Source organism: Sphaerochaeta sp. UBA5849 (assembly GCA_002432715.1).
GTDB lineage: Bacteria > Spirochaetota > Spirochaetia > Sphaerochaetales > Sphaerochaetaceae > Sphaerochaeta.
Genome location: DJGJ01000035.1, coordinates 37,116 through 59,719, shown reverse-complemented (window position 1 = coordinate 59,719; position 22,604 = coordinate 37,116). Strand labels below are relative to the sequence as shown.

General features: G+C 53.3%; 18 protein-coding genes. 11 read left to right on the top strand and 7 right to left on the bottom strand.

The annotated features are described in order from the left end of the window. Positions 1-4 precede the first annotated feature (4 nt). The 6 genes from ssnA to ygeW all read left to right on the top strand — a co-directional run bounded on the left by ssnA (position 5) and on the right by ygeW (position 9,313). Positions 5-1,327: a putative aminohydrolase SsnA gene (gene ssnA, locus B3K89_RS05755; RefSeq protein WP_293890990.1), complete on the top strand. Its 1,323-nt coding sequence runs from the start codon at positions 5-7 to the stop codon at positions 1,325-1,327. Between the two features lie 47 nt (positions 1,328-1,374). After that, a complete protein-coding gene (locus tag B3K89_RS05750) occupies positions 1,375-2,592 on the top strand; it encodes a YgeY family selenium metabolism-linked hydrolase (RefSeq protein ID WP_293890986.1) in 1,218 nt (405 codons plus the stop codon). A gap of 315 nt (positions 2,593-2,907) precedes the next feature. Then, positions 2,908-4,296 carry an 8-oxoguanine deaminase gene (locus B3K89_RS05745; protein WP_345907174.1) on the top strand — a complete coding sequence of 463 codons (1,389 nt, stop codon included), beginning with the start codon at positions 2,908-2,910 and terminating at the stop codon, positions 4,294-4,296. Continuing rightward, a complete protein-coding gene (locus B3K89_RS05740; RefSeq protein WP_293890980.1) occupies positions 4,293-5,126 on the top strand; it encodes an FAD binding domain-containing protein in 834 nt (277 codons plus the stop codon). Before B3K89_RS05745 ends, B3K89_RS05740 begins: the two co-directional genes overlap by 4 nt. Further along, on the top strand, positions 5,123-8,002 hold the full coding sequence (locus tag B3K89_RS05735; protein WP_293890977.1) for a molybdopterin-dependent oxidoreductase Mo/Fe-S-binding subunit: 2,880 nt from the start codon (positions 5,123-5,125) through the stop codon (positions 8,000-8,002). The genes B3K89_RS05740 and B3K89_RS05735 overlap by 4 nt, the downstream gene beginning before the upstream one ends. A gap of 111 nt (positions 8,003-8,113) precedes the next feature. Beyond that, a complete protein-coding gene (gene ygeW, locus B3K89_RS05730) occupies positions 8,114-9,313 on the top strand; it encodes a knotted carbamoyltransferase YgeW (protein ID WP_293890974.1) in 1,200 nt (399 codons plus the stop codon). Between the two features lie 59 nt (positions 9,314-9,372). Here ygeW and B3K89_RS05725 read toward each other — a convergent pair whose 3' ends face one another. From B3K89_RS05725 to B3K89_RS05710, 4 genes are all read right to left on the bottom strand, one after another. Continuing rightward, a complete protein-coding gene (locus tag B3K89_RS05725; RefSeq protein ID WP_293890971.1) occupies positions 9,373-9,735 on the bottom strand; it encodes a VOC family protein in 363 nt (120 codons plus the stop codon). A gap of 9 nt (positions 9,736-9,744) precedes the next feature. After that, positions 9,745-10,950: an NAD(P)/FAD-dependent oxidoreductase gene (locus tag B3K89_RS05720; protein WP_293890968.1), complete on the bottom strand. Its 1,206-nt coding sequence runs from the start codon at positions 10,948-10,950 to the stop codon at positions 9,745-9,747. A 121-nt stretch (positions 10,951-11,071) separates the two neighbouring features. Then, complete coding sequence (locus B3K89_RS05715) at positions 11,072-12,076, bottom strand: NAD-dependent epimerase (protein WP_298506154.1); 1,005 nt, start codon at positions 12,074-12,076, stop codon at positions 11,072-11,074. 108 nt (positions 12,077-12,184) lie between these two features. Continuing rightward, positions 12,185-13,471 carry an NCS2 family permease gene (locus B3K89_RS05710; protein ID WP_293890961.1) on the bottom strand — a complete coding sequence of 429 codons (1,287 nt, stop codon included), beginning with the start codon at positions 13,469-13,471 and terminating at the stop codon, positions 12,185-12,187. 277 nt (positions 13,472-13,748) lie between these two features. Between B3K89_RS05710 and ade the strand changes: the two genes are divergently transcribed. Then, the gene (ade, locus tag B3K89_RS05705) at positions 13,749-15,494 is read left to right on the top strand and encodes an adenine deaminase (protein ID WP_345907173.1); all 1,746 of its coding nucleotides are present in this window, start codon (positions 13,749-13,751) and stop codon (positions 15,492-15,494) included. On the opposite strand, the gene B3K89_RS05700 is transcribed toward ade, so the two are convergent. The 3 genes from B3K89_RS05700 to B3K89_RS05690 are packed head-to-tail and all read right to left on the bottom strand — an operon-like array spanning position 15,484 to position 18,352. Further along, positions 15,484-16,239 (bottom strand): ABC transporter ATP-binding protein, encoded by a 756-nt coding sequence (locus B3K89_RS05700; protein WP_293890955.1) that lies wholly within the window; start codon positions 16,237-16,239, stop codon positions 15,484-15,486. The genes ade and B3K89_RS05700 overlap by 11 nt on opposite strands. Further along, positions 16,236-17,252: a FecCD family ABC transporter permease gene (locus tag B3K89_RS05695; protein WP_293890952.1), complete on the bottom strand. Its 1,017-nt coding sequence runs from the start codon at positions 17,250-17,252 to the stop codon at positions 16,236-16,238. The genes B3K89_RS05700 and B3K89_RS05695 overlap by 4 nt, the downstream gene beginning before the upstream one ends. Continuing rightward, entirely contained in the window at positions 17,249-18,352 is a 1,104-nt protein-coding gene (locus B3K89_RS05690) for an ABC transporter substrate-binding protein (protein WP_293890949.1), read from the bottom strand. The genes B3K89_RS05695 and B3K89_RS05690 overlap by 4 nt, the downstream gene beginning before the upstream one ends. Positions 18,353-18,504: 152 nt before the next feature. Between B3K89_RS05690 and B3K89_RS05685 the strand changes: the two genes are divergently transcribed. The 4 genes from B3K89_RS05685 to B3K89_RS05670 are packed head-to-tail and all read left to right on the top strand — an operon-like array spanning position 18,505 to position 22,604. Beyond that, positions 18,505-19,833, top strand: coding sequence for a glutamate-5-semialdehyde dehydrogenase (locus B3K89_RS05685; protein WP_293890946.1), 1,329 nt, complete (start codon positions 18,505-18,507; stop codon positions 19,831-19,833). Further along, positions 19,830-20,954, top strand: coding sequence for a glutamate 5-kinase (gene proB / locus B3K89_RS05680; RefSeq protein ID WP_293890943.1), 1,125 nt, complete (start codon positions 19,830-19,832; stop codon positions 20,952-20,954). The genes B3K89_RS05685 and proB overlap by 4 nt, the downstream gene beginning before the upstream one ends. Next, positions 20,944-21,864 carry a hypothetical protein gene (locus tag B3K89_RS05675; RefSeq protein ID WP_293890940.1) on the top strand — a complete coding sequence of 307 codons (921 nt, stop codon included), beginning with the start codon at positions 20,944-20,946 and terminating at the stop codon, positions 21,862-21,864. Before proB ends, B3K89_RS05675 begins: the two co-directional genes overlap by 11 nt. After that, complete coding sequence (locus B3K89_RS05670) at positions 21,861-22,604, top strand: N-acetylmuramoyl-L-alanine amidase family protein (protein ID WP_293890937.1); 744 nt, start codon at positions 21,861-21,863, stop codon at positions 22,602-22,604. Before B3K89_RS05675 ends, B3K89_RS05670 begins: the two co-directional genes overlap by 4 nt.

The following is a 22,604-nucleotide window of genomic DNA, read 5'->3' as shown; positions in this document are numbered from 1 at the left end:
TGATGTGGCTACAACGATAATAACCAATACGACAGTCATGCAGACCCAGAGTCCTTTTGACGTGACCGAAGGTGTGGATATCGTCATAATTGACGATGTCATCACCAAGGTAGGCAAGGATGCCTCCGTAGGCCTGAAGGCTGACAAGGTGATCGACGGGAGGAACAAGACTGTCATCCCAGGCAACGTCTGTTCTCATCACCACTATTACAGCGGACTTTCCAGGGGCATGTTGATTTCCTCAGGAGTGCAGGAGGATTTCATCCAGGTTCTGAAAGAGTGGTGGTGGCGTCTTGACCGCGGTTTGGATGAGGAAGCTTGCTACTACAGCTCCCTGATCTGCTCCATCGATGCAATCGCCAGTGGAACGACCACCTGCATAGACCACCATGCAAGTCCCGCATATATCGCCGGAAGTCTTGATACCATAGCCAATGGCATGGAGGAAGTCGGGGTGCGCGGCAGCACCTGCTATGAGGTAACCGACCGCAACGGCGGCATGGCGGAAGTCGAGGCAGGAGTGGCGGAGAATCTCCGATTTGCCATGGCTGCAAAAAACAGGCCGCTGGTTCGCGGCATGATCGGCGGCCACGCTCCCTTCACCATCCCCGATGAGGGGCTGAGGATGATGGGAGAAGCCATGCGCGAGTCGAAGGCCGGCATGCATCTGCATGTTGCCGAAGACAAATATGATGTGGTGTTCAGCCATCACAAGTACAACGCCGATATCATCGACCGGCTGGAATCCTTTGACCTGCTCACCGACAACACCCTGTTGGTGCACGGCCTGCATCTCAACGAACGGGAGATCGACAAGCTCAACGAGCATGACTGTTTCTTCGCCCACAACGGCCGCAGCAACATGAACAACCATGTCGGATACTGCAAGCATATTCAGAAGGTGAAGAATCTGGTCATCGGTACCGATGGTTGCGGCGGCAATATGTTTGAGGAGCTCAAACTCGCATTCTTCAAGCACAAGGACCAAGGTGGTTCCTGGTGGCCCTCCGACTACGTTGCAGCCTTGAACCGCGGCAACCGTTTGGTGGAGAAATACTTTGACGGTAAGTTCGGAAAGGTGGAGGCTGGCTGCAAGGCCGACCTTGTCATCTGTGACTACCATGCTCCTACTCCTTTGGTGGCGTCAAATGCCGCCAGCCACTTTGTATGGGGGATGAGCAGCAACTGTATCGAGAGCGTCATGGTGAATGGCAATCTGGTGATGGAGAACCGGCAGTTCCCTCACCTTGATGTACCAAGGATTTACGCCGAGGCGGCCAAAGTCGCCAAGCGCGTATGGGAAAAAGTGGATACAATCGCTCCCTAAGCGGGCGAGGATGATGATATGACCTACGGTCAAAGGGGAAATGCAAGATGACAATTCAGGAACAGATCAGGGCAAAGGCTGCCGAGTACCGTGATTACACGGCTCTCAATCTCTCGAAAATGGTAAAGGTCAAGAGCTACAGCTCCCAGGAAGAGGATGTCTGCCGCCTTATCGTCACCCTGTGTGAAGAGGCCGGGTTTGACGAAGTCCGCATCGATGGGCTTGGGTCGGTGATCGGCCGCGTAGGCAATGGTCCCAAGAAACTCGCCTTCGACGCACATATCGATACCGTTGAAGTCGGCAACCTGAAGAACTGGGATTTCGATCCGTTCAGCGGGGAGATCAAGGATGGAAAGGTGTGGGGCCGCGGATCCAGCGACCAGAAGGGCGGCGCCGCTTCCATGATCACCGCCGGCCGCATCCTGAAGGAACTCGGCTATGGTGGTGAGTATACCGTGTATTTCACCTTCACCGTCATGGAGGAAGATTGTGACGGCATGTGTTGGAAGTATCTGATCGAGGAAGAGAATTTCCGCCCCGATTTGGTGGTTTCCACCGAGCCCACCAGTTGCCGCCTCTACCGCGGACATCGCGGCCGTATGGAGATTCGTGTCATCCTCAAGGGTATTTCCTGCCACGGCAGCGCTCCAGAACGCGGAGTCAGCGCCGCCTACAAGGCAGCGAAGGCAGCGTTGGCCATTGAGCAGCTGAACAAGGATTTGCAGCCCGATGCTGAGAAGTTCCTCGGCAAGGGAACCATCACCGTCAGCCAGATGGATGTCAAGGGTCCCAGCCAGTGTGCAGTCGCCGACTACGCCATGCTCTACCTCGACCGCCGCTTGACCTGGGGTGAGGATGCAGATCTTGCCATCAGCCAGGTTCGTGACTATATCAGCAAGGCAACCGGGGACGATCCCTCGGCCATCGTCGTTGAGATGCCCAACTATGAGAAGATCGGCTGGACCAAGAAGGAGTACTCCCAGGAGTTGTACTTCCCGACTTGGAAAATCGATGCCGACCATCCGCTGGTGATTGCCGGTGTGGCTGGCCACGTGGCCCTGTTCGGCAAGAAACCGGTTGTAGATAAGTGGACCTTCTCGACCAACCTGGTTGCGACCACCGGCCGCCACAAGATTCCCGCCATCGGCTTCGGCCCTGGTGATGAATCCCAGGCACATGCCCCCAATGAGATCAACCGTGTCGATGATTTGGAGATTTGTGCTGCTTTCTATGCGATGCTTCCCTACTCGTTGGAGAAGAAGTAAGCTCTCCGGTTTTACCGGAAAGCAGGATATGGTATACTACAGCCACAGGGCACCCGCCTTGTGGCTGTTTGAAGCTTGAATCCTTCCGTTGTATGATTCAATAGGCAATGGAAGTCAGCGATTCAGATGCAGAAGGGGCTCTGCCTGAGAGGCTGCATCGAGAGAACCAAGGTAGTGGATAGGACCCCTTACTCTCCACACCTTCCTTGCGGAACAGCCCGCATGCCGAAGCCGAGTTACAGCAAGATCGGCTCACCATAGTCTCAAATACGTTGGGGAAAGCCGCATCCTGCCTATCAAAGGAGATTCGAAGGCATGAGTTCCTCGCTTCTATTGAAAAATATTTACTGCCTCCAACCCACGTTCGATGGTCCCCAGTACCATGGAGCCGATTTGTTGATTGTAGGGAACAAGGTAGAGGCCATCGCCCCTACCGGGAACCTGCAAGCTGCAGGGAAAGTACGTACAATTGATTGTTCCAAGCATGTGGTGATTCCCGGTTTGGTGAACACCCATCACCATTTTTACCAGACACTTACCCGCAACCACCCCGCTGTGCAGAATGCAAAGCTTTTTGATTGGCTGAAATTCCTCTATGAGGTTTGGAAATATGTCGATGAGGATGCAATCTATCACTCCTCGCTTTTGGCCATGGCCGAGCTGATGAAAACCGGATGCACGCTTACCACCGACCATCACTATCTCTACCCCCGATCTTTCAAAGGGGATTTGATGGGGCTGCAGTTCGAGGCTGCCGATACTTTGGGCATGCGGTTCAGTCCGACCCGAGGTTCGATGAGCCTGAGCAAGAAGGATGGAGGGCTTCCTCCCGACAGTGTCGTTCAGACTGAAGATGAAATTTTGTGTGACAGTGAGCGCTGCATCAAGACATACCATGACAGAGCCCCCGATGCCATGCACAAGATTGCACTCGCCCCCTGCAGTCCTTTCAGCGTAACCAAGAGCCTGATGAAGGGCACTGCAGCACTTGGCCGCAAGTATGGGGTTCGGCTCCACACCCACCTGTGTGAGACATACGACGAGGCAGACTTCTGCCAGGAAATGTACGGCATGCGACCGCTGCAGCTTATGCAGGAGTGCGGCCTGGTCGGAGAGGATGTATGGTATGCCCATGGCATCCACTTCAATGATGAGGAACTGAAGATTCTTCAAAAGACCAAGACGCATATCGCCCATTGTCCTTCCTCGAACATGAGACTGGGCAGCGGCATCTGCAGGGTCAAGGAGATGCTTGACATGGGCATCAATGTTGCGGTTGCCGTCGATGGAAGTGCAAGCAATGACAGTTCCGACATGCTTGCTGAAGTTCGTCAGGCGATGCTGCTTCAGCGTGTCCGCTACGGTTCCGATGCCCTTTCGGCCGCCCAGGCCTTCACCATGGCAACCGAAGGCGGTGCAAAACTGCTCAACTTCGGCCAAGTCGGAAGACTTGAGAAAGGGTGGGCTGCAGACTTGGCAATTTTTGATGTTTCAACACTTCCCTATGCAGGAAGCCAGAGTGACCCGGTGGCCAGTCTGCTTTTCTGTGGAACCAATCACAATACTGATTACACGATTATCAACGGGAAGGTTGTAGTCGACCACGGGCAGCTGGTTGGCTACGACGAGATGGAGCTTGCTCAGAAGGCGAATGCCATCAGCAAGCGGATGATGGACCAGGCTGCCAGAGGAGAGATTGTATGATACAGGAATTTCTCATTGCGACGGATACGGAAGATGCCCTCAGACTGAAACGCAACAAGGTCAAGAGTGTTTGGTATGCCGGAGGGACGGAGATCAACCGGCTCAATTCCACTGTGGATGCAAAGTGTGCCATCAGCCTGGCTAAGCTTGGATTGGATACCATCACCGATGAAGGTTCCTTCCTACGCATCGGCAGCATGGTGACATTGCAGCAGCTGGTTGCATCACCTCTCGTTCCCCGGTGGCTCAAGGAAGCCGCCTTGACCTGTGGGTCCTTCACCCGCAGGAACATGGCTACGATCGGCGGCAACCTCGCCTTGATGAGCGACCACTCCTATCTTGCCCCGGCATTGCTTGCTTCGCGTTGCCGCTTGCTCACCGCCAACCTCACCGAGGGTGGTGCGTACAGCGAGGACAACATCCCCATCAGGGAGTATCATACGTATCATCATCAATTCAGCGGTACGCTCCTGCTTGCCGTCAGCCTTTCCAAGGATCTTCGGTTCGTCGGCTCCAGACGGTATGCAACCAGTGTGCAGAATCGCAGTGCAGTGCATGTAGGATTCGGAGCGACCTTGGACAGCGAGCAGGTCATCGACCATGTACGGGTGTTTGCAGCAGTGCACGGCAGCGGGGTGCAACGCCTCAGCGGTGTGGAGAATGCAATCGAAAACGGTGAGTTGACCACCCGCGAGGATGTTCAGCTGGCTGTCCAGCATGCCGTTACCGCCGTAGATGACAGCATCGGCAGTGCAGAGTACAAACGCTATATCGCCAGTGAAGGCATCGGCGGGCTCTTTGCCGAGTTTCTGAAAGGAGGCGTAAAATGAACAAGCTTGTCTTTACCGTAAATGGGAAGAAACATACAACCACCTGTGAAGCGTCCGAATCCCTGCGTTCGGTCCTCGTGCGCCTTGGATACCGCAGTGTGCGCGACAGTGACGACCGGGAGGGTTTCGCTGGGAGCGATACCGTCATTCTCAATGATGTTCCCGTGTATGCGAACCTTGTACTGGCCCTGCAGGCGGATGGCTCGGCCATCCGTACCGCCGAAGGCTTGGGAACAAGCAGGAACCTCAATGTGATCCAGCAGGCCATGATCGATGCCGGTGTGGTGCAGAGTGCCTACAATGCTCCCGCGGCCGCCTTGCTGCTGACTTGGTTGCTTGAGAGGGTGGATAATCCCACCAAAGAGCAGATTGATGAGGTCCTCAGTGGTATTTTCATTCGCGATACCGGGTATGAACACTACTATCTGGCGGTCAAGCTTGCAGTCGAGCGTATGCAAACCGGCTCCTACAAGAGTGAGATCTCCCCGTCCTTCCGTGATGAGCTGACCTATGTCGGCAAGCCCAAGGGAAAGGTGGATGGTCCCCAGCTTGTTGCCGGCGAACCATGTTTCGTCGAAGACAGGGTGCTCCCCGGTTATTGCTCGATGGTGCTTTTGCGCAGTCCCTATGCCCATGCATACATCACCAAGATCGACACCAGTGAAGCACTGCTCATGGAGGGTGTTGTCACCATCATCACCCATGAGAACTGCCCCGATGTGTTTTATATGCAGGCAGGTCAAGGCAATCCCGAACCCAGCCCGCACGACCGCAGGCTTTTCAACCGCAAGGTTCGCCATGTCGGGGATCGAGTGGCGGCCGTCGTGGCTGAGACTGAAGAGCAGGCAATTGCTGCACGTGCAGCAATCAAGGTGGAGTATGAGGTCCTCAAACCCGTTCTGACGGTTGAGGAGGCGATGGAGGAAGGTGCTCCCTTGATCCACAACGGCATTGTTGAGTATCGCTCGGGAGCTCCCAAGGACTTGGACGAGTACAACAAGAAAGCCGACGTGCGGGATGGGAAAGTAATCTATCAGTTCCCCCTCCACGGTGATATCAGGCGCAACATCGCCAGTGCCGCCCACGGGCATATCGGTGATGTGGAGAAGGGGTTCAAGGAAGCTGATGCCGTGGTTGAACGGACCTACCAGACCAGTCAGGTTCAGTGCACTCCGCTCGAGCCGCACCTCTGTTATGCGAAGATCGACGGTGGAAGGCTGGTGCTTCATGCCTCCACCCAGGTTCCTTACCACGTTCGGCGCATTGTTGCATGGGTATGCCAGATTCCCGAGAACAAGATTCGTGTCATCAAGGAACGGATTGGTGGCGGCTACGGCAGCAAGCAGGATATTCTGGTGGAGGATCTGGTCGGTTATGCCACCTGGATCACCGGCAAGCCCATTTACTATCGCAATACCCGGCAGGAGGAGTTCATCGCCAACTCCACCCGCCATCCGATGCGGGTGACGGTGAAGATGGGCGGGAAAAAGGACGGCACGATTACTGCCGTCTATATGGATGTCCGTGCCAATACCGGACCGTATGGCAACCACTGCCTTACGGTTCCGATGAATGCATGCTCCAAGACACTGCCGCTTTTAAAAGTCGACAATATGAAGTTCGATGTCATCACCTACTACACCAATATCGCTCCCACCGGAGCTTATCAGGGCTACGGTGCACCAAAGGGCAGCTATGCGCTGATGATGTGCATGGCCGAGCTTGCCGAGCAGCTTGGCGTCGACTACTACGACATGGCCATGAAGAACAAGGTCGAACCGGGCTACATGCTCGAGATTCTCAAGGGGCTGGGAGAGGGGCGTGAAGGCAATGTTGTGCCGGTCGGTTCCTGTGGTCTCAACGAGGCATTGGTCAAGGGTGCAGAGATGATCGGGTGGGGCAAAAAGGAGATTTCCAGCGATCCTGATTGGAAGATCGGCAAGGGCTTTGCCATGATCCAGCAGGGCAGCGGGCTTCCCGGACTTGACCACTCCAATGCGTGGGCCAAGCTGCTGACCGATGGAACCTTCCAGATATTCAGTGGTGGGGCGGACTTGGGAACCGGATTGGATACCATCAGCGCTAAGATGATCAGCGAGGCGTTCTGCGTGCCGCTTGACAGGGTGACGGTCACCAGTGGTGATACCGACAGCTGTACGTTCGACACCGGAGCCTATGCTTCCAGCGGTACCTACTTCAGTGGAGGTGCATCCTACAAGGCTGCCCAGGATTTGAAGAAGAACCTGCTTGACGAGGCTGCCTACCAAATGAAGGAGAGTGTCGAGGACCTGATCCTTCGTGCACCAGGCGAGGTTTACAGCACCAAGACCGGTAAGACGCTCAGCTATGCAAAGCTCAGTCACGATGCCCTGAGTGGAACGGGACGCGGACAGGTGATGGGCAAGGCTTCCTTCACCACCAACCACAACTCCATCCCGTATGGTGCACATTTCGCCCAAGTTGCCGTCAATGTACGTACGGGACAGCTCAAGGTGCAGAAGTTCTATGCCCTTCAGGATGCAGGGACTCCGATCAACCCCGAGCTTGCGCTCTGCCAGATGTACGGCGCTGTTCTCAAGTCCATCGGCCATACGCTCTATGAGCAGATGATCCTGGATGAGAACGGGGTGTGCCTCAATCCGACGCTCAGCGATTACGGCGTCCCCATGATCAGTGAGAAGCCCGAGGATTTCAAGGCTGTTTTGATTGATATCAATGATGAGGTCGGGCCCTACGGAGCCAAATCCATCAGCGAAATCGCCACCAACGGGGCTGCTCCCGCCATCGCCATCGCCATCCATGATGCAGTTGGTGTATGGATGAGAAATTGGCCCTTTACCCCGGAGAAAATCTTGAAGGAGATGGGAAGAATCTAAAGGATTCTTGCAACAAACTGCAACATTAAATCTAGACAGCGGCACCTTGTCATGGTATAGTGCCCTTGTCTGGATTTTTTTTATGAACAAAACCAATGGAGGTTTCACAACATGAAGGACAAAGCCACTATTAAGAAGATGATCGAGGAGCTGAAGACCCTCAAAACAGACAACATGTATCTCAATGACTTTTTCCATACTTGGAAGGAGTCCGACGACGAAATTGCAGCTGTGTTTCAGGTAGCGGAAGTTCTGCGTGCCCTGCGCGAGAACAACATTTCCACCAAAGTGTTTGATAGTGGCCTTGGAATCTCGATATTCCGCGACAACTCCACCCGAACACGTTTCAGTTTCGCCAGCGCCTGCAACCTGCTTGGCCTCGAGGTGCAGGACTTGGACGAGAAGACCAGTCAGATCGCCCACGGTGAGACGGTCCGCGAGACTGCCAACATGGTCAGCTTCATGGCCGACGTCATCGGCATTCGCGACGATATGTACATCGGCAAGGGCCATACCTACATGAAGACCGTTGCCCAGGCTGTGCAGGATGGCTATGACGACGGTGTGCTTGAGCAGAGACCCACCTTGGTGAACCTCCAGTGCGATATCGATCACCCGACCCAGAGCATGGCTGACATGCTGCACGTCATCAACCACTTCGGTGGAGTCGAGAACCTGAAGGGCAAGAAGATTGCCATGACCTGGGCTTACAGTCCCTCCTACGGCAAGCCGCTCTCGGTTCCCCAGGGAATCATCGGCCTGTTCACCCGCTTCGGCATGGATGTGGTGCTTGCCCACCCCGAGGGGTACAATGTAATGCCCGAGGTTGAGGAAATTGCCAAGGAGAATGCAAAGAAGAACGGTGGTTCCTACAAGCGTGTCGGCTCCATGGCCGAGGCTTTCAAGGATGCAGACATCGTCTATCCGAAGAGCTGGGCTCCCTTTGCGGTAATGGAAGAGAGAACCAAGATTGTCGAGCATGGAGATCAGGAAGCCTTGAAGGCTCTTGAGAAGACCTGCCTGGCAAACAACGCAAAGTTCAAGGAATGGACCTGCACCGAGGATTTGATGAAGCTGACCAAGGAAGGGAAGGCCCTGTACATGCACTGCCTGCCTGCCGACATCACCGGAGTCTCCTGCAAGGAAGGCGAGGTTGAGGCTTCCGTGTTCGACCGCTACCTGGTGCCACTCTACAAGGAAGCCAGTTACAAGCCGTACATCATCGCAGCCATGATTTTCCTCTCCAAGTTCCAAAATCCTTCTGTAAAGTTGGATGAGCTGCTTGAGGCCGCAACCAAGAGAATCAAATAAGTCAGTATCCTGTAGATAGGGAGAAAACGAGCCGGGAGAAATCCCGGCTCGCTGTTTTGCTAGCGTCTTTCAACAAATTGGATTCTCAAACCGTTCGGGTCGAGGACAAAGAAGAATCGGATATGTGGATTGGGTGCAAACGGGCCCTCATGGATCTCCAAGCCTTGCTCCTTAATCTTCTGCATCATTACATCGAGATCGTCGACGGCGAACCCGAGGCTGATGGCTTTTCCCATATCCTGAATCTCTCCCTTGGAGTGATGTATCAATTCGATTTGTGTCTGTCCGCCACCGAGAAAGGCCAGTTCGGTGCTCTCATTGCTTCTCACCCGTGTGTTCAGGCTCAGGCCTACAACATTCTGATAAAAGTCCAGACTTGCATCCATGTCACGAACGGTGATGGTCGCCCATAAAAAATTCATAGATTCCTCCTAATGTACACTCTGTACTGCGAGATAGGCAGTACTAAAGGCTGCCTGTAGATTATATCCGCCGCTCTCTCCGTCATAGTCGAGCATCTCACCGCAGAAGAACAAGCCCTTGGTCTTGTTCGATTCCATGGTCTTTCTATTGACCTCTCCTAGATGTACCCCGCCGCTGGTTACCATTGCCGACTGGAAACCCTTCGTACTCGATACGTGAAGCTCAAGACTGCTCGCCAGTGAAACCAATGTTTTGCGCTTTGCCTTATCCAGGGTTGCCGTGGTGGCATCGTTTCCAATATCCGCCATTTCAATCAGTGTTCTGGCAAGGCTTGAAACCATGCCGGTTTCCTTCAGGACTGTGGTGACAAGCTTGTTGGGCGTAGTGAGTGCACCCTGGAGCAATCGCTCGGCCTGGGCGTGGCTTGCAGAGCTTATGAGGGAAAGCTTGATTACATCCTGCTTCCTGACGAGCCGGGAGCTGCTGAGAATCGCCGGTCCGGAGAGACCGTCATGCGTGAATAGGACATCGCCTCGTCTCTGCTCGTACGCAGCATTTTCGCCGCTGTGGTAGAAGGATACGAAGGCATCGCGTACAGCGTTTCCTGCCAGATGCCTGAAGGGATGGTCGGTGATGCTGATCGCAGTCAGACCTGGTTTCAAAGGCACAATGCTGTGTCCGAGTGTTTTGGCCAATTCATAGCCGCTTCCATCGCTGCCGGTTCTCGGGTAACTCATGCCGCCGGTGGCAAGAATGAGGTTTCTTGTCTCATACGCTGCGTTCGCTGTTGCAATCAGAAACCCTTGCTCCAAGGGTGTGATGGATGTGATGTGTACATTGGTAATGATTTTCACCTTGGAGAGCCGAATCAGAAAAGAGCGTACATCGCGGGCGTCAAGGCTTTTGGGAAACACCTTGCCGTCCTCGCGGACGAGAAGAGGCAGTCCTTGTTGTTCAAACCAATCGTACAGGTTTTTGGTGGTGAAGTTCTGCAGTGCCGGCAACAGGAAGTTGCGTTGCTGCTTGCTGCCGAAATGGGTGAGAAAAGAGTCGGTAGGCAGGGTGTTGGTGAGATTGCACTGACCGCTGCCGGTTATCAGCAGTTTTCTGCCCACTTCGGGACAATGGTCGAGTACCAAGCCGTTGTGTGTCTTGAGGTTCGCGGCAGCAAAGAGACCGGCTGCTCCACCTCCAATGATGATGACATCGTACATATGAACAGTCTAGCAGAGTCGCTCTCTTGTGTCTTGGTCACTGTGGTGGTATGCAGCAAACTATGAAAAGAATGTTGCTGTTTTTCTTTTCTTGAGTGTAGTCCTTTTCTGGGGTGCTGTATCAGAGCTGGTAGTAGCTCTTGAACCAATTCACGAACGATGCAAGCCCTTGTTCAAGAGGAGTATCCGGCTTGAAATCGAAATCCTCCATGAGGTCGGAGACATCGGCATAGGTTTGGTACACATCCCCGCTTTGCATGGGCAGGTATTCCTTGACGGCTTCCCTGCCCAGGCAGGACTCGAGAATCTCAATGAACGTATTCAACCTGACCGGTTTGTTGTTGCCGATATTGTACACTTTGTAGCGGTCTTTCGCCTCATTTTCCTCGGGAGGATTGGGGATGATTCGCTCGATGGCGGTGATGATGTCATCGACATAGGTGAAATCACGCCACATGTCCCCGTGATTGAAGACCTTGATGCTCTTGCCTTCCATGATTCGTTTGGCAAAGGAGAAGTAGGCCATGTCAGGTCTCCCAAAGGGACCGTAGACGGTGAAGAAGCGCAGCCCCGTGGAAGGAATCCGGTAGAGATGCGTATAGGCGTGGGCCATCAGCTCATTCGATTTTTTCGTCGCTGCATAGAGGCTCACCGGATGGTCCACCTTGTCTTGGGTCGAGTAGGGAATCTTGCTGTTAAGTCCATATACCGAGGAGGAGGAGGCATAGACAAGGTGCTTGACCTGATAGTGGCGGCAGGCCTCCAAAATGTTGAGAAAACCAACCAGGTTCGACTGGAGGTATGCATAGGGATTGTCGATGCTGTACCTTACTCCAGCCTGTGCCGCCAGATTGATGACATAATCGATAGTGTGCGTCGCAAAGATGTCGTCGAGCGCCTTCTTGTCGGCAAGATCTGCCTTGTAAAAGTAGAAGTTGTCGCAGGCAAGCAGCCTCAACCGCTCCTCTTTGAGACTCACTTCATAGTAGTCGTTCAGATTGTCAAGGCCGATGACCGAACAGCCTCGGTCCAATAACCTGCGGGTCAGGTGAAACCCGATGAAACCGGCTGCTCCGGTGACCAGGTATGTCTTGCTTGTATCGAGAGAAAAAAGGTTGGTACGCATCCATTGCTCCTTGGCCTTGTTATTGTAGCGTAGAAGATTCGCGATGGGTAGATGCAAAAGTAAGGACCTCCCATGCAGGAGGTCCGATAAGAACAGAGCTAAAAGCTTTTAGAGAGCGCCAAAGACAATCTTGAGCACGAACAAGCCAAATACAACCCAAGTCATCTTGGATATCTCGCCGGTCTTCTTGGTCAATAGCTTGAGCAGCACGTAGGAGACGATACCGAACATGATACCATCGGCGATGCTGTAGGCAACGATCATGAAAATCATGGTGAGGAAGGCGGGGATTGCTTCGGTCATCTCGCTCCATTCGATATCCTTGACCGGGCTCATCATCATGACACCGACGATGATCAAAGCAGGAGCGGTGGCAGCACTGGGAATCGAGCCGAACAACGGTTCGAGGAACAGCGAGAGAGCAAACAGAATTGCCACAACCAGTGCGGTAAGACCGGTGCGGCCACCCTCGACGACGCCGGCTGAAGACTCTACGAATGTTGTTACCGTGGAAGTGCCAAGCATAGCACCAACGGTTGTTCCGACTGCGTCTGCAAACAAGGCTTCCTTGCAGTTGGGAATCGAGCCGTCTTTCTGGATCATGTCAGCCTTGGTTGCGCAGCCGATCAGGGTTCCAACGGTGTCGAACATGTCAACAAAGAGGAAGGTGAACATGATGACGACAAAGTCGATGCTCAGGATGTTGGAGAATTCAAAGGGGAAGAAGTAGGGGGCGGGAGGTACAAAAGAACCGCCGGCGTACTTGGTGATTCCAAAAGGAATGCCGATAATCGTGGTGATGATGATACCGATCAAGAGAGCGCCGTTTACCTTGTAGGCGAGCAGGACGCCGGTGATCAGAAGACCGATCATGGCAAGACCGGGGGCTCCCTTGAACCAGTCGGCATTGAGGGAAACCAAGGTGGCGCCGTCAACGATGATACCTGCATTCTGCATGCCGATGAAGGCGATGAAGAGGCCGATACCAACACCGATTGCTCTCTTCAGGTTTGCAGGGATGCTGTTGACGATGGCTTCGCGGATGTTTGCTGCAGTAAGAATCAGGAAGATGATACCTTCCACGAATACTGCGGTAAGCGCGAACTGCCAGCTGTATCCCATGCCCAACACGACGGTATAGGCGAGGAAGGCGTTCAGTCCCATGCCTGGGGCGAGGGCGAACGGCAGGTTGGCCAAAAGGGCCATGACCAAGGTGGCAATTGCAGAGGCAATGGCGGTTGCTGCAAATACCTTTGAGAAATCCATTCCGGCGTCGGAAAGGATGCCAGGGTTGACGGCAAGAATGTAAGCCATGGTGAGGAACGTGGTAATTCCTGCCATAACTTCAGTCTTGACGGTCGTTTTTCGTTCCTTGAGCTTGAAAAACTTTTCCATCGATGCACTCCTTGCAGATGTTTTGAATATGAATATTCTATACCCAAATGTTGCATCTCGTACAGAAAAATCGTCGGATTTGTTATTTAACCCAATTTACCAGTGCATTGTCAGCAATGTGGATAAATATATTTCGATAATTTTGCTATATACTTAAAAATCTCTAGGATTATCTAAAAAGAGGAGCAGGAAAACGTCACTTTTTTCCTTGAAGATTCCTGTTGAGATGGTACACTAAGAAAAATACGTTGCAATATGTTGCCAAAAAGGAGAGCTTATGGATTCTTTGGATGTGCTGAGCGAGGTGATTGCGACCGCCTCACTACGAAAAGAAGCCCAACTCTGCATTACCAATGCCCGTGTCTTGGATGTGTATAATAAAGAGTGGTTTGAAGCGGATGTGCTGATAAGCGAAGGATATTTTACCGGGTATGCCCAACCGGGGGAGGGAAGGGCCCGCTTGATGGTGGATGCCCGGCGATGCTATTTGATTCCTGGCTTGATCGACAGCCATGTCCATATAGAGTCCAGTCATGCAACGCCTGCAGAGTTCAGCAACCTTGTCGTTCCCTGCGGGACGACGACAGTCATCGCCGATCCGCACGAAATTTGCAACGTCTGCGGGCTTGACGGGCTTTCCTACATGCTCGATGCCTCAGAAAACATCGCTTTGCAGGCCTTTTTCATGGTCCCTTCCTGTGTTCCTGCAACCACCTTCGAACACAGCGGAGCCGTAATGCACGCTGCCGATCTGGTTGCACCTTTGCAGCATGAGCGGGTGCTCGGACTGGGGGAGATGATGGATTATCCGGGGGTCGTCAACGGTTCCTCGCTGGTGCTGGACAAGATCCGGGAAGCAAAAAAAGCGAAAAAAATCATTGACGGTCATAGTCCTGCCATTCATGGTTCTGTTTTGGATGCCTATTGCGCCGCCGGAATCAGAACCGATCATGAGTGCGAAACGACCGAGGAGCTTAAGGAGAGAGTTCGACGCGGCATGTATGTGATGCTTCGGGAAGGCTCTGCATGCAACAATGTGATTGGACTGCTTGGCGGGGTGAACGAGCGCAACAGCAGACGGTGCATGTTCTGCACCGACGACCGACAACCCAAGAGCATCCTCAGTGAAGGCCATATCAACAACAATGTCCGGCTTGCTGTAGGTGCGGGCCTGGATCCGATCGAAGCCCTCTGCATGGCCACGATCAATAGCTGTGATTGCTATCATCTCAGTGACAGGGGGGCGATTGCGCCCGGGCTTCGAGCTGATTTCTGCCTGTGCAACGATTTGACGGAGTTTACGATGCACCAGGTCTATATCGGAGGCAAATTGGTCGCCCAGGATGGAGAAATGCTCAAGCCTGATGCAAACACACCCGATGACCGGGTGCTTGGACGGATGGATGTAAAGGGTTTCAGCACTGAGCGATTGAAACTCAAGCTGTCGGACACCCACGTCCGGGTCATCGATATTGTTCCCGGCGGCGTGGTCACCGAAGCTGGTGAGGCCACGGTTTCTGTAGTGGATGGAATGTGGGTGCATGATTCCAATCAGGATATTGTGAAGCTGGCGGTGATAGAGCGCCACAAGGGGACCGGAAACGTTGCACTTGCCTTGCTTCGGGGCTATGGTCTGAAAGGCGGGGCGATGGCAACCTCCGTCGCCCACGATTCGCACAACATCATCGTAGCAGGGGACAACGATGATGACATGAGTTTGTGTGTATCGCACCTGGTCGGCAGCGGCGGCGGTATGGTGATTGCGAAGCAGGGGAGAATCCTTGCATTTTTCGCCCAACCCGTCGCAGGATTGATGAGCACCGGAAACGGACCTGAAATAGCCAGGAATCTGGATACCCTGCATCGAATCGCCACCAGTGAGCTTCATGTCAGCAAGGACATCGATCCCTTCATGACCCTGTGCTTCATGTCGCTTCCGGTGATACCCACCTACAAACTCACCGATATGGGGCTCTTTGATGTCCGATTGTTTTCATTTGTACCCCTTGAGCTCAATAAATAAGCGTCCTGCCCTCTATTGACCCGACTTTCAAAGGTATTCCGTAGAGGGTGGTGAGCATCTCTGATGTCACCGTCTCCTCCTTGGGTCCATAGCAGAGCAGTCGACCTTTCTTGAGCATGGCAACATGGGTGGCCAGCTCATAGGCCAAATTTGCATCGTGCGTGGTGAAGAGCAGGGTTTTTCCTTTCTCAAAGAGATTCTTGAGAATCGAGATGACGCGCATCCGGTTTGCAGGGTCGAGGGCGCTGGTCGGTTCGTCCAACAGCAGAATCCGGCTTTGCTGGGCAATTGCGCGGGCCAGCAGCAGCAGCTGGTGCTCCCCACCGGAGAGGCTGGTGATCGGACGGTCCTGATAGGCCTCCAGTCCTACTTCTCCCAGTGCTTCCACGGCGATTGCGGCATCCTCCTCTGTCGGTGTGCCCATCTGGGAAAGGTAGGGGCTGCGTCCGAAGAGTGTGTATTCAAGCAGGGTGAAGGAGAAGTTGTAGTGCTCGCTTTGGGGTACCAAGGCGAGATTTCTTCCCAGTTCCTTGCGTCCGTATTCGGTAAGCTCCTTGCCGAAAAGGGAGATGCCTCTGGCTTTGTTCCACCCGAGCAGCAGGTCGAGCAGTGTCGATTTGCCGGCTCCGTTGGAACCAAGAATCGCCACCGACTGCCCTTGTTCAACAGTGAAGGAGACAGAGTCCAGGGCTTGGGTCCCCCCTGGATACGTATAGCTGATCTGATCCAGCTCAAGAACTTTCATGCTTTCCCCTCCTGATGCTTGAGCGAGAGGATGATGATGAAGACGAAGGCTCCCAAAAAACTGGTCAGAAGGCCGATGGGAATTTCGGTAGGCAGCAGCGTCCTGCCTATGGTATCACAGAGCAGTAAAAAGAGGGAGCCGAGAATCATGGATGCGGGGAAGCTGTAGGAGCTATCCGAGCCAAAAAGTTTGCGACCCAGATGGGGGGTGATCAAGCCGACCCAGCCGATCAGGCCGGTAATCGAGATGGTCAGCGTGGTTCCCACTGTGGCAACGATCAGCAGGATGAGCCTGTCGCGCTTGGGGTTGAGTCCGACGCTGAAGGAGGTTTTCTCCTGCAGCGAAAGCAGATTGAGCTTCCATCGATAGCAAAACAGGATGACCAGGCAGGCAACCACGATGCTGAGAATCGAGAAAATCTGGTTCCAGGTTGCATTCCATAGTCCTCCCATCATCCAAAACGTGATGTCCTGCAGGTCTTTTGTCGGTTCCGCTACAATCTTGACCACGCCCAAGGCGCTGGAGTAGATGGCCGAGACTGCGATACCGCTGAGTACCAGACGCAGCAGTGCACCTCCGAAGCGAAAACGCTTGGACAAGAGATAGGAAGCCAATAAGGCGGTAAGGCCGAAGAATGTGGCGCTGAGCTGGACAAGAACGCTGCTGCCTGTACCCAGTACAATCATCAGGGCGGCACCGAAAGCGGAGCCTTGGCTGACCCCTAGAAAACCAGGTTCGACCAACGGATTTGAGAACAGCATCTGGAAGGTGAATCCGCTGGCACTGAGCATGGCTCCTGCCAGCAGGGCCAGAAGGATCCTGGGAAGGCGGACCTGAAGCACTATGGTGTTGACCATCGGATCGGTCCAATCCGAGGGAAAGGTAAAGCCGGGTTTAGGATATCGGCCGGCAAAGAGAAAGAGAACGGAGAGGGCGATGGTTGCCACCAACAAGAGCGACAGCCGGATGCCCCGCCGTTTTTGCTCGACTCTGTAGAAGGGGGCGGCATTCATAACGTGTTGATTGCCACCGACGATCGGTACAGGTCAAGCAGTACATCAAGCTTCCCCTCGTCTGTTATATTGTAGAAATCCTGATAGAAGCGCCTTACTTGTGCTTCCATATCCAAGTCGGCAAACAAAGCAGGATATGCCTCCTTTGCCAACCACTGCAGACCCAATATCCAGGAAGCGACAGGCTGGATGTAGTTCATCATATCGTGAGGACTTGCTTTTACCCGGCCGTTTTTCACTGCGTCCAGATTGGCCCAGACCCCTGATTCCTGCACAGCCTTCACGTACTTGTAGCTGGCATCCTTGTAGCTGACGAGAATGACCAGCTCGGGGTTCCAGGCAGCAATTTGTTCGAAGCTGACCGTCGACCAGCCGTTGGCTGCCTTGTTGGCACCCTTGTAGACAGGAATTGCACCGACGGTCTCCACCATCCATGTCTGCATCCAGGAATCGGGAGCGATTTTATAGGCATAGGTTGCATCGGAACGTTCAGCCTGCAACAGCAGGATTCTTACTTTCTCTTCCTCTTTCAAGCCTTTGACCCTGTCGGTGATGAATCGGACCTGCGTCTCGTAGAGATTGATCAGCTGTTCGGCTCGGGCGGTGTTCTTCAGCAGCTTTCCCAGCTCTCTGAGTTCGTTCTTCCAGTCCTCATAACTCTCAAGGTTCATGGTGTAGTTGGGAATGCCCAGCTGGTCGAGTTTTTTTGCAGTGGATTCATAGTGGGTGGCTTTCATGAGTACCAAATCACTGTTTTTGCTGGCAATCTCCTCAGCACTTGCCGTCTGGCTGATGCGCGGCTTCTGGTCCAGTTCGGGTCTGATGAAGGCAAAGAAATCGCCCAACCCTTGGTCGGTTTTGGGCAGGGTAAGGTCCATGCTTTCCACTTCCTCGAATAAAAACAACGCATTGGCAGGCATATTGCCGGCTTTGCCGGCGATCAGGATATGAGAAGGCTTTTGTGCAAGCTTGAGCGTGCGGTTATTTGCATCGGTGGCCGTGTAGTAGTCGGAATTGTCCATGGCAGACTCTGATGAAGCTTGGGCAAAGAGGAGGGCCGGCAGCAAAAGAAAGCATATAAGCAGCGAACGAATCTTCATAGGAAAGCTCCTTGGTGTTGCGAATGGTTGCAGTTTACCATTGTATTTTTAAAAGTGCAATCGGATTTTGCCCATTTGGCCATCTCTTTTCACCTTGATACCTTTGCCCATTCAGTTTACTGTTATAGTTAGTACGATAAAGGACCTGAAGAATGGATAAACATGCATTACACCAGCGGATTCGTGATCTGAGGGCGAGTTCCAAGCGCTTGGCCGCCAGCAGGCAGGAAGAGAGAAACGCCCTTTTGCTTGCGATGGCAGAGAATCTGCGAACAGCATATCCCGTCATTGCATCTGCAAACCAGGAAGATGTCCGTTCTGCGCGGGAAAATGGACAGAAAGAATCATTGATCAAGCGCCTGGTTTTCTCACAGGAGAAGCTTGAAGCCTCCCTTGCCGGCCTGAGGCAAGTGGCCCAACTTGACGATCCGATCGGCAAGGTCAAGCAGCGCAGGCTGCTCGATACCGGCCTGCTCCTTGAGCAGGTTACGTTCCCCATCGGGGTGATCGGCATGATATTCGAAGCACGGCCCGATGCTCTCATCCAGATAGTCTCCTTGTGCTTGAAAAGCGGCAATGGAATCATCCTGAAAGGGGGGAGGGAGGCACAGCGAACCAATACTGCGCTGGTGGAGGTCATCAAGCAAAGCTGCGCATCATCCACACTCGGTGATGCTTGGTTGACCCTCCTGGAAAGCCACGGCGATGTGGATCAGATTCTGGGTATGGAGGATGAGATCGACCTGCTCATTCCCCGCGGCAGCAATCAATTTGTCAAGTATGTGATGGAGCACACATCGATTCCCGTGCTCGGCCATGCAGATGGGATCTGTCATCTCTATATCGATGAGAAAGCCGATTTGGACAAGGCTGTTGAAATTGCCTTTGACTCCAAGACCCAGTATCCTGCCGCCTGCAATGCCGTGGAAACCATACTTGTGCATCAGAAGGTGGCAAAACAAGTGCTCCAGCCTCTGGCCAGGAGACTGGCTGAGGGAAATGTTGTCATCCATGGGGACAGCGTCGTCTGTTCCTGCATCCAGGCCATACCCTACGAGCAAGGCGATTGGGAGCGGGAGTATTTGCAGAACGAGGTGAATATTCATGTCGTGGACTCACTACAGCAGGCGATCGAGCATATTGAGGAGTATGGGTCGCACCATACCGATGCCATTGTCAGTGAGGATTCCCAGGCGGTTAGAACATTCTTTACACAAGTCGACAGTGCCGATGTCTTTGCGAACTGCTCGACCAGGTTTTCAGACGGGTATCGATTCGGTCTTGGAGCGGAGGTAGGTATCAGTACGGCAAAAATTCATGCCCGCGGTCCGGTAGGCTTGGAAGGTTTGATGAGTACCAAGTATCTGGTACGCGGAACCGGCCAGGTGGTTTCTACCTATGCAGGGGCGGTTCCCAAGCCGTTTCTGCATCAAGAGCTTGCCTGCGACGGCCACTCAATGCTTTCAGGAGAAGAGGTATGAGTCGTGATTTGGCGGATGTGAAACGTATCGTGCTGAAGGTGGGAACCAATCTGCTCAGCTGCAAGGATGGAATCGACGAGACCCGCATCGACTCCATCGTTGAACAGATTGCTTGCTTGATGAAAAAGAATTACCAAGTCCTCCTGGTTTCCAGCGGGGCCATCGGCATGGGGGCGAAAGAGCTGCACCTGAAGGGACCGGTCAAGCAGGTTGCAATGCGTCAGGCGTGTGCTTCGATCGGACAACCGCTGTTGATGTCCAGTTACCGCAGGGCATTCAAGAAGCATGGCCTGGTTTGCTCGCAGATCCTGCTGACCCGCAAGGATTTGAACAACCGTCTTACCTACGTAAACCTCCGCAATAGTGTTTTCACCCTGCTGGATTTGGGTGTGGTGCCTGTTTTCAATGAGAATGACGTGGTGAGCACAGCCGAAATTGGTTCTGCTTTCGGGGACAACGACCGCATGAGTGCCATGGTCGCCAGCAAGATCGACGCTGATTTGTTGATCATCCTCACCGATATCACCGGGCTGTATACTGCAGACCCTAAAAAGGACACCAATGCACAGCTGCTCAGTGAGATCGAGTTGTTGGATGAGAAAATTCTTGCATATGCTGGTGGAGCAGGATCGTCCTATTCAACCGGTGGAATGAAGACCAAGCTCCTGGCTGCCAAAATTGCAGCAGTTGCCGGGTGTGCAACCATCATTGCCAGTGGCTACGAGGAGAATGCCTTGCCGAGGCTTTTGGAATCAGAAGCGCTGGGAACCTACATCCATCCGACCAAACGGCTCAGTCAGCGGGAGCGGTGGATTCTCAACAACTCCCATCAGGGATCCATCGAGGTGGATGATGGAGCAAAACAAGCACTGCTCTCCAAAAAAAGCCTGCTTCCCAAAGGGGTGGTTCGGGTACATGGGGTTTTCTCCGAGGGAGATGTCATTCAGGTTTGTTCAACGGATGGAAAGCCGTTTGCCAAGGCTGTTCCCTATTTGAACAGTACCGATATTGCCAGTGTTGCCGGACATAGCAGCAAGGATATCCAACGGATTCTAGGAACAGGCTACAAGGACATGATTTTCCGTCCAGAGGATTTGGTGTTGCTCGACGATGTTGAATAACTATCGAATATACCGTAGAAAGCAAGAGCTCGGCAGCAGGGTCACTCGGTTGCACAATACCGAACAGCTTGCCATCGGTATTCTCGATACTGGAAACCTCGAACAGCTGACCAACTGCCTGGATTGGTATACCCGTGAGATGAATTACAGCCTGCATGTAGTAACCCAGGAAGGACGTTTTGATCTGGGGCTCATGCAGGAAGCATACAAGGATGTGACCTTCCTGGTTTTCACCAGTCATACCTTTACCGGAGAAAAAGTGAATGCGGTTGCAAACGAGTGCAGGACCAATCTGTTTCTCATTGTTCGTTCCGACTTGTTGCTGGTAACCTTCGATGGCCCGACTCTCTTGGATGCCATGACCCAAAGCGACCATCCGGCAGCCTTCTCAGCCGTGGTTGCCAACGCCTACCGCGAAATCATCCCCTGTCGAAGGATGCCGCGCATGTGTGGCCGGCATTTGGATCCCGATTCCGGTTTTCCCAGTCTGGATAGGGCTGTCAGTCTTCCTTCCCTCTATCCTTTCATGTGCCTGGGCTTGTATGACCGCGCCTTGTTTCAACGGCTCAGGGGTTTTGATGAGGCTATCCACAGCGAGTATTGGCAGGCTTTGGATTGGGGAATTCGTTGCCACCTGCTCGGATATACCGTCTCGATCAACAGTGCGTTGATGGTGCAGTTTCCCGACCGAGAAAGCGTCATTGAAGACCGCAGCGAGGCAGAGGGGTACCTCAGGTGCTATACCAAGGCGCTCTCGGTGCAGAAGGTCAATGCAAAGAATGTTGCAAGAAAATACAAAGGGTTTTTCGACAAGGAAGTCTATCAGACAGAAGTGAAGAAACGCATGCTTTGGCTGCAAAAACTTGATTTTGTAGAGCTCTGCGCCCGTTGGCCCAAGGAGGATGCGTGAAGAAGGTACTTTTCCTGATGGTATTGCTTGTGGTGTGTTCTCCTCTTTCTGCCGCTGCCGACCCTTTTTCCTATCCGGTGAAAACCATTATCCTGGATGCCGGACACGGAGGTCACGACCCTGGAGCCTCCTATGCGTGGAGTTTCGCAGGGGGGACTGTGTATGAGCGGGATTTGACGCTGGACATAACCAAGCGCCTGCATGCACTGCTGGCGGTCTCCCACCCGGATTTGCAGTTGGTCATGACCCGTAGCGACGATACCTACCTAACGCTTGAACAACGTTGCGAGGTGGCATACTCACAGAGCCTCAAAGCCCAAAGCAGTGCGCTCTTTGTCTCCATCCATGTCAATAGTGCACAGACCAAGGAAGCTTCAGGATTCGAGATCCTGACCAAGCAGCAGAACAAGCGGGTGACATTTCTCGATGAGAAAACCCCGATTGAGAACATCAGCCTGTTTTCTTCGCATTCGCTTCTTTCACTCAATCGATTGCTCAACCATCGAAACCTTGTAGTGGCTTCCAACTTTGAGAAGACATTGTCCGAGAGACTGGTCACCAGCCGCAACAGGGGCGTGAAGGAGCGTGATATCTATGTCCTGAATGCCAGCAGGATGCCGTCCGTGCTGGTGGAGGTCGGGTTTCTAACCAATGAAGAGGATGCACGCAACCTGGTATCACCGCAATATCGACAGCGGGTAGCCCAGGCTTTGGCAACAGCCATCGAGCTTTGCCTCTGA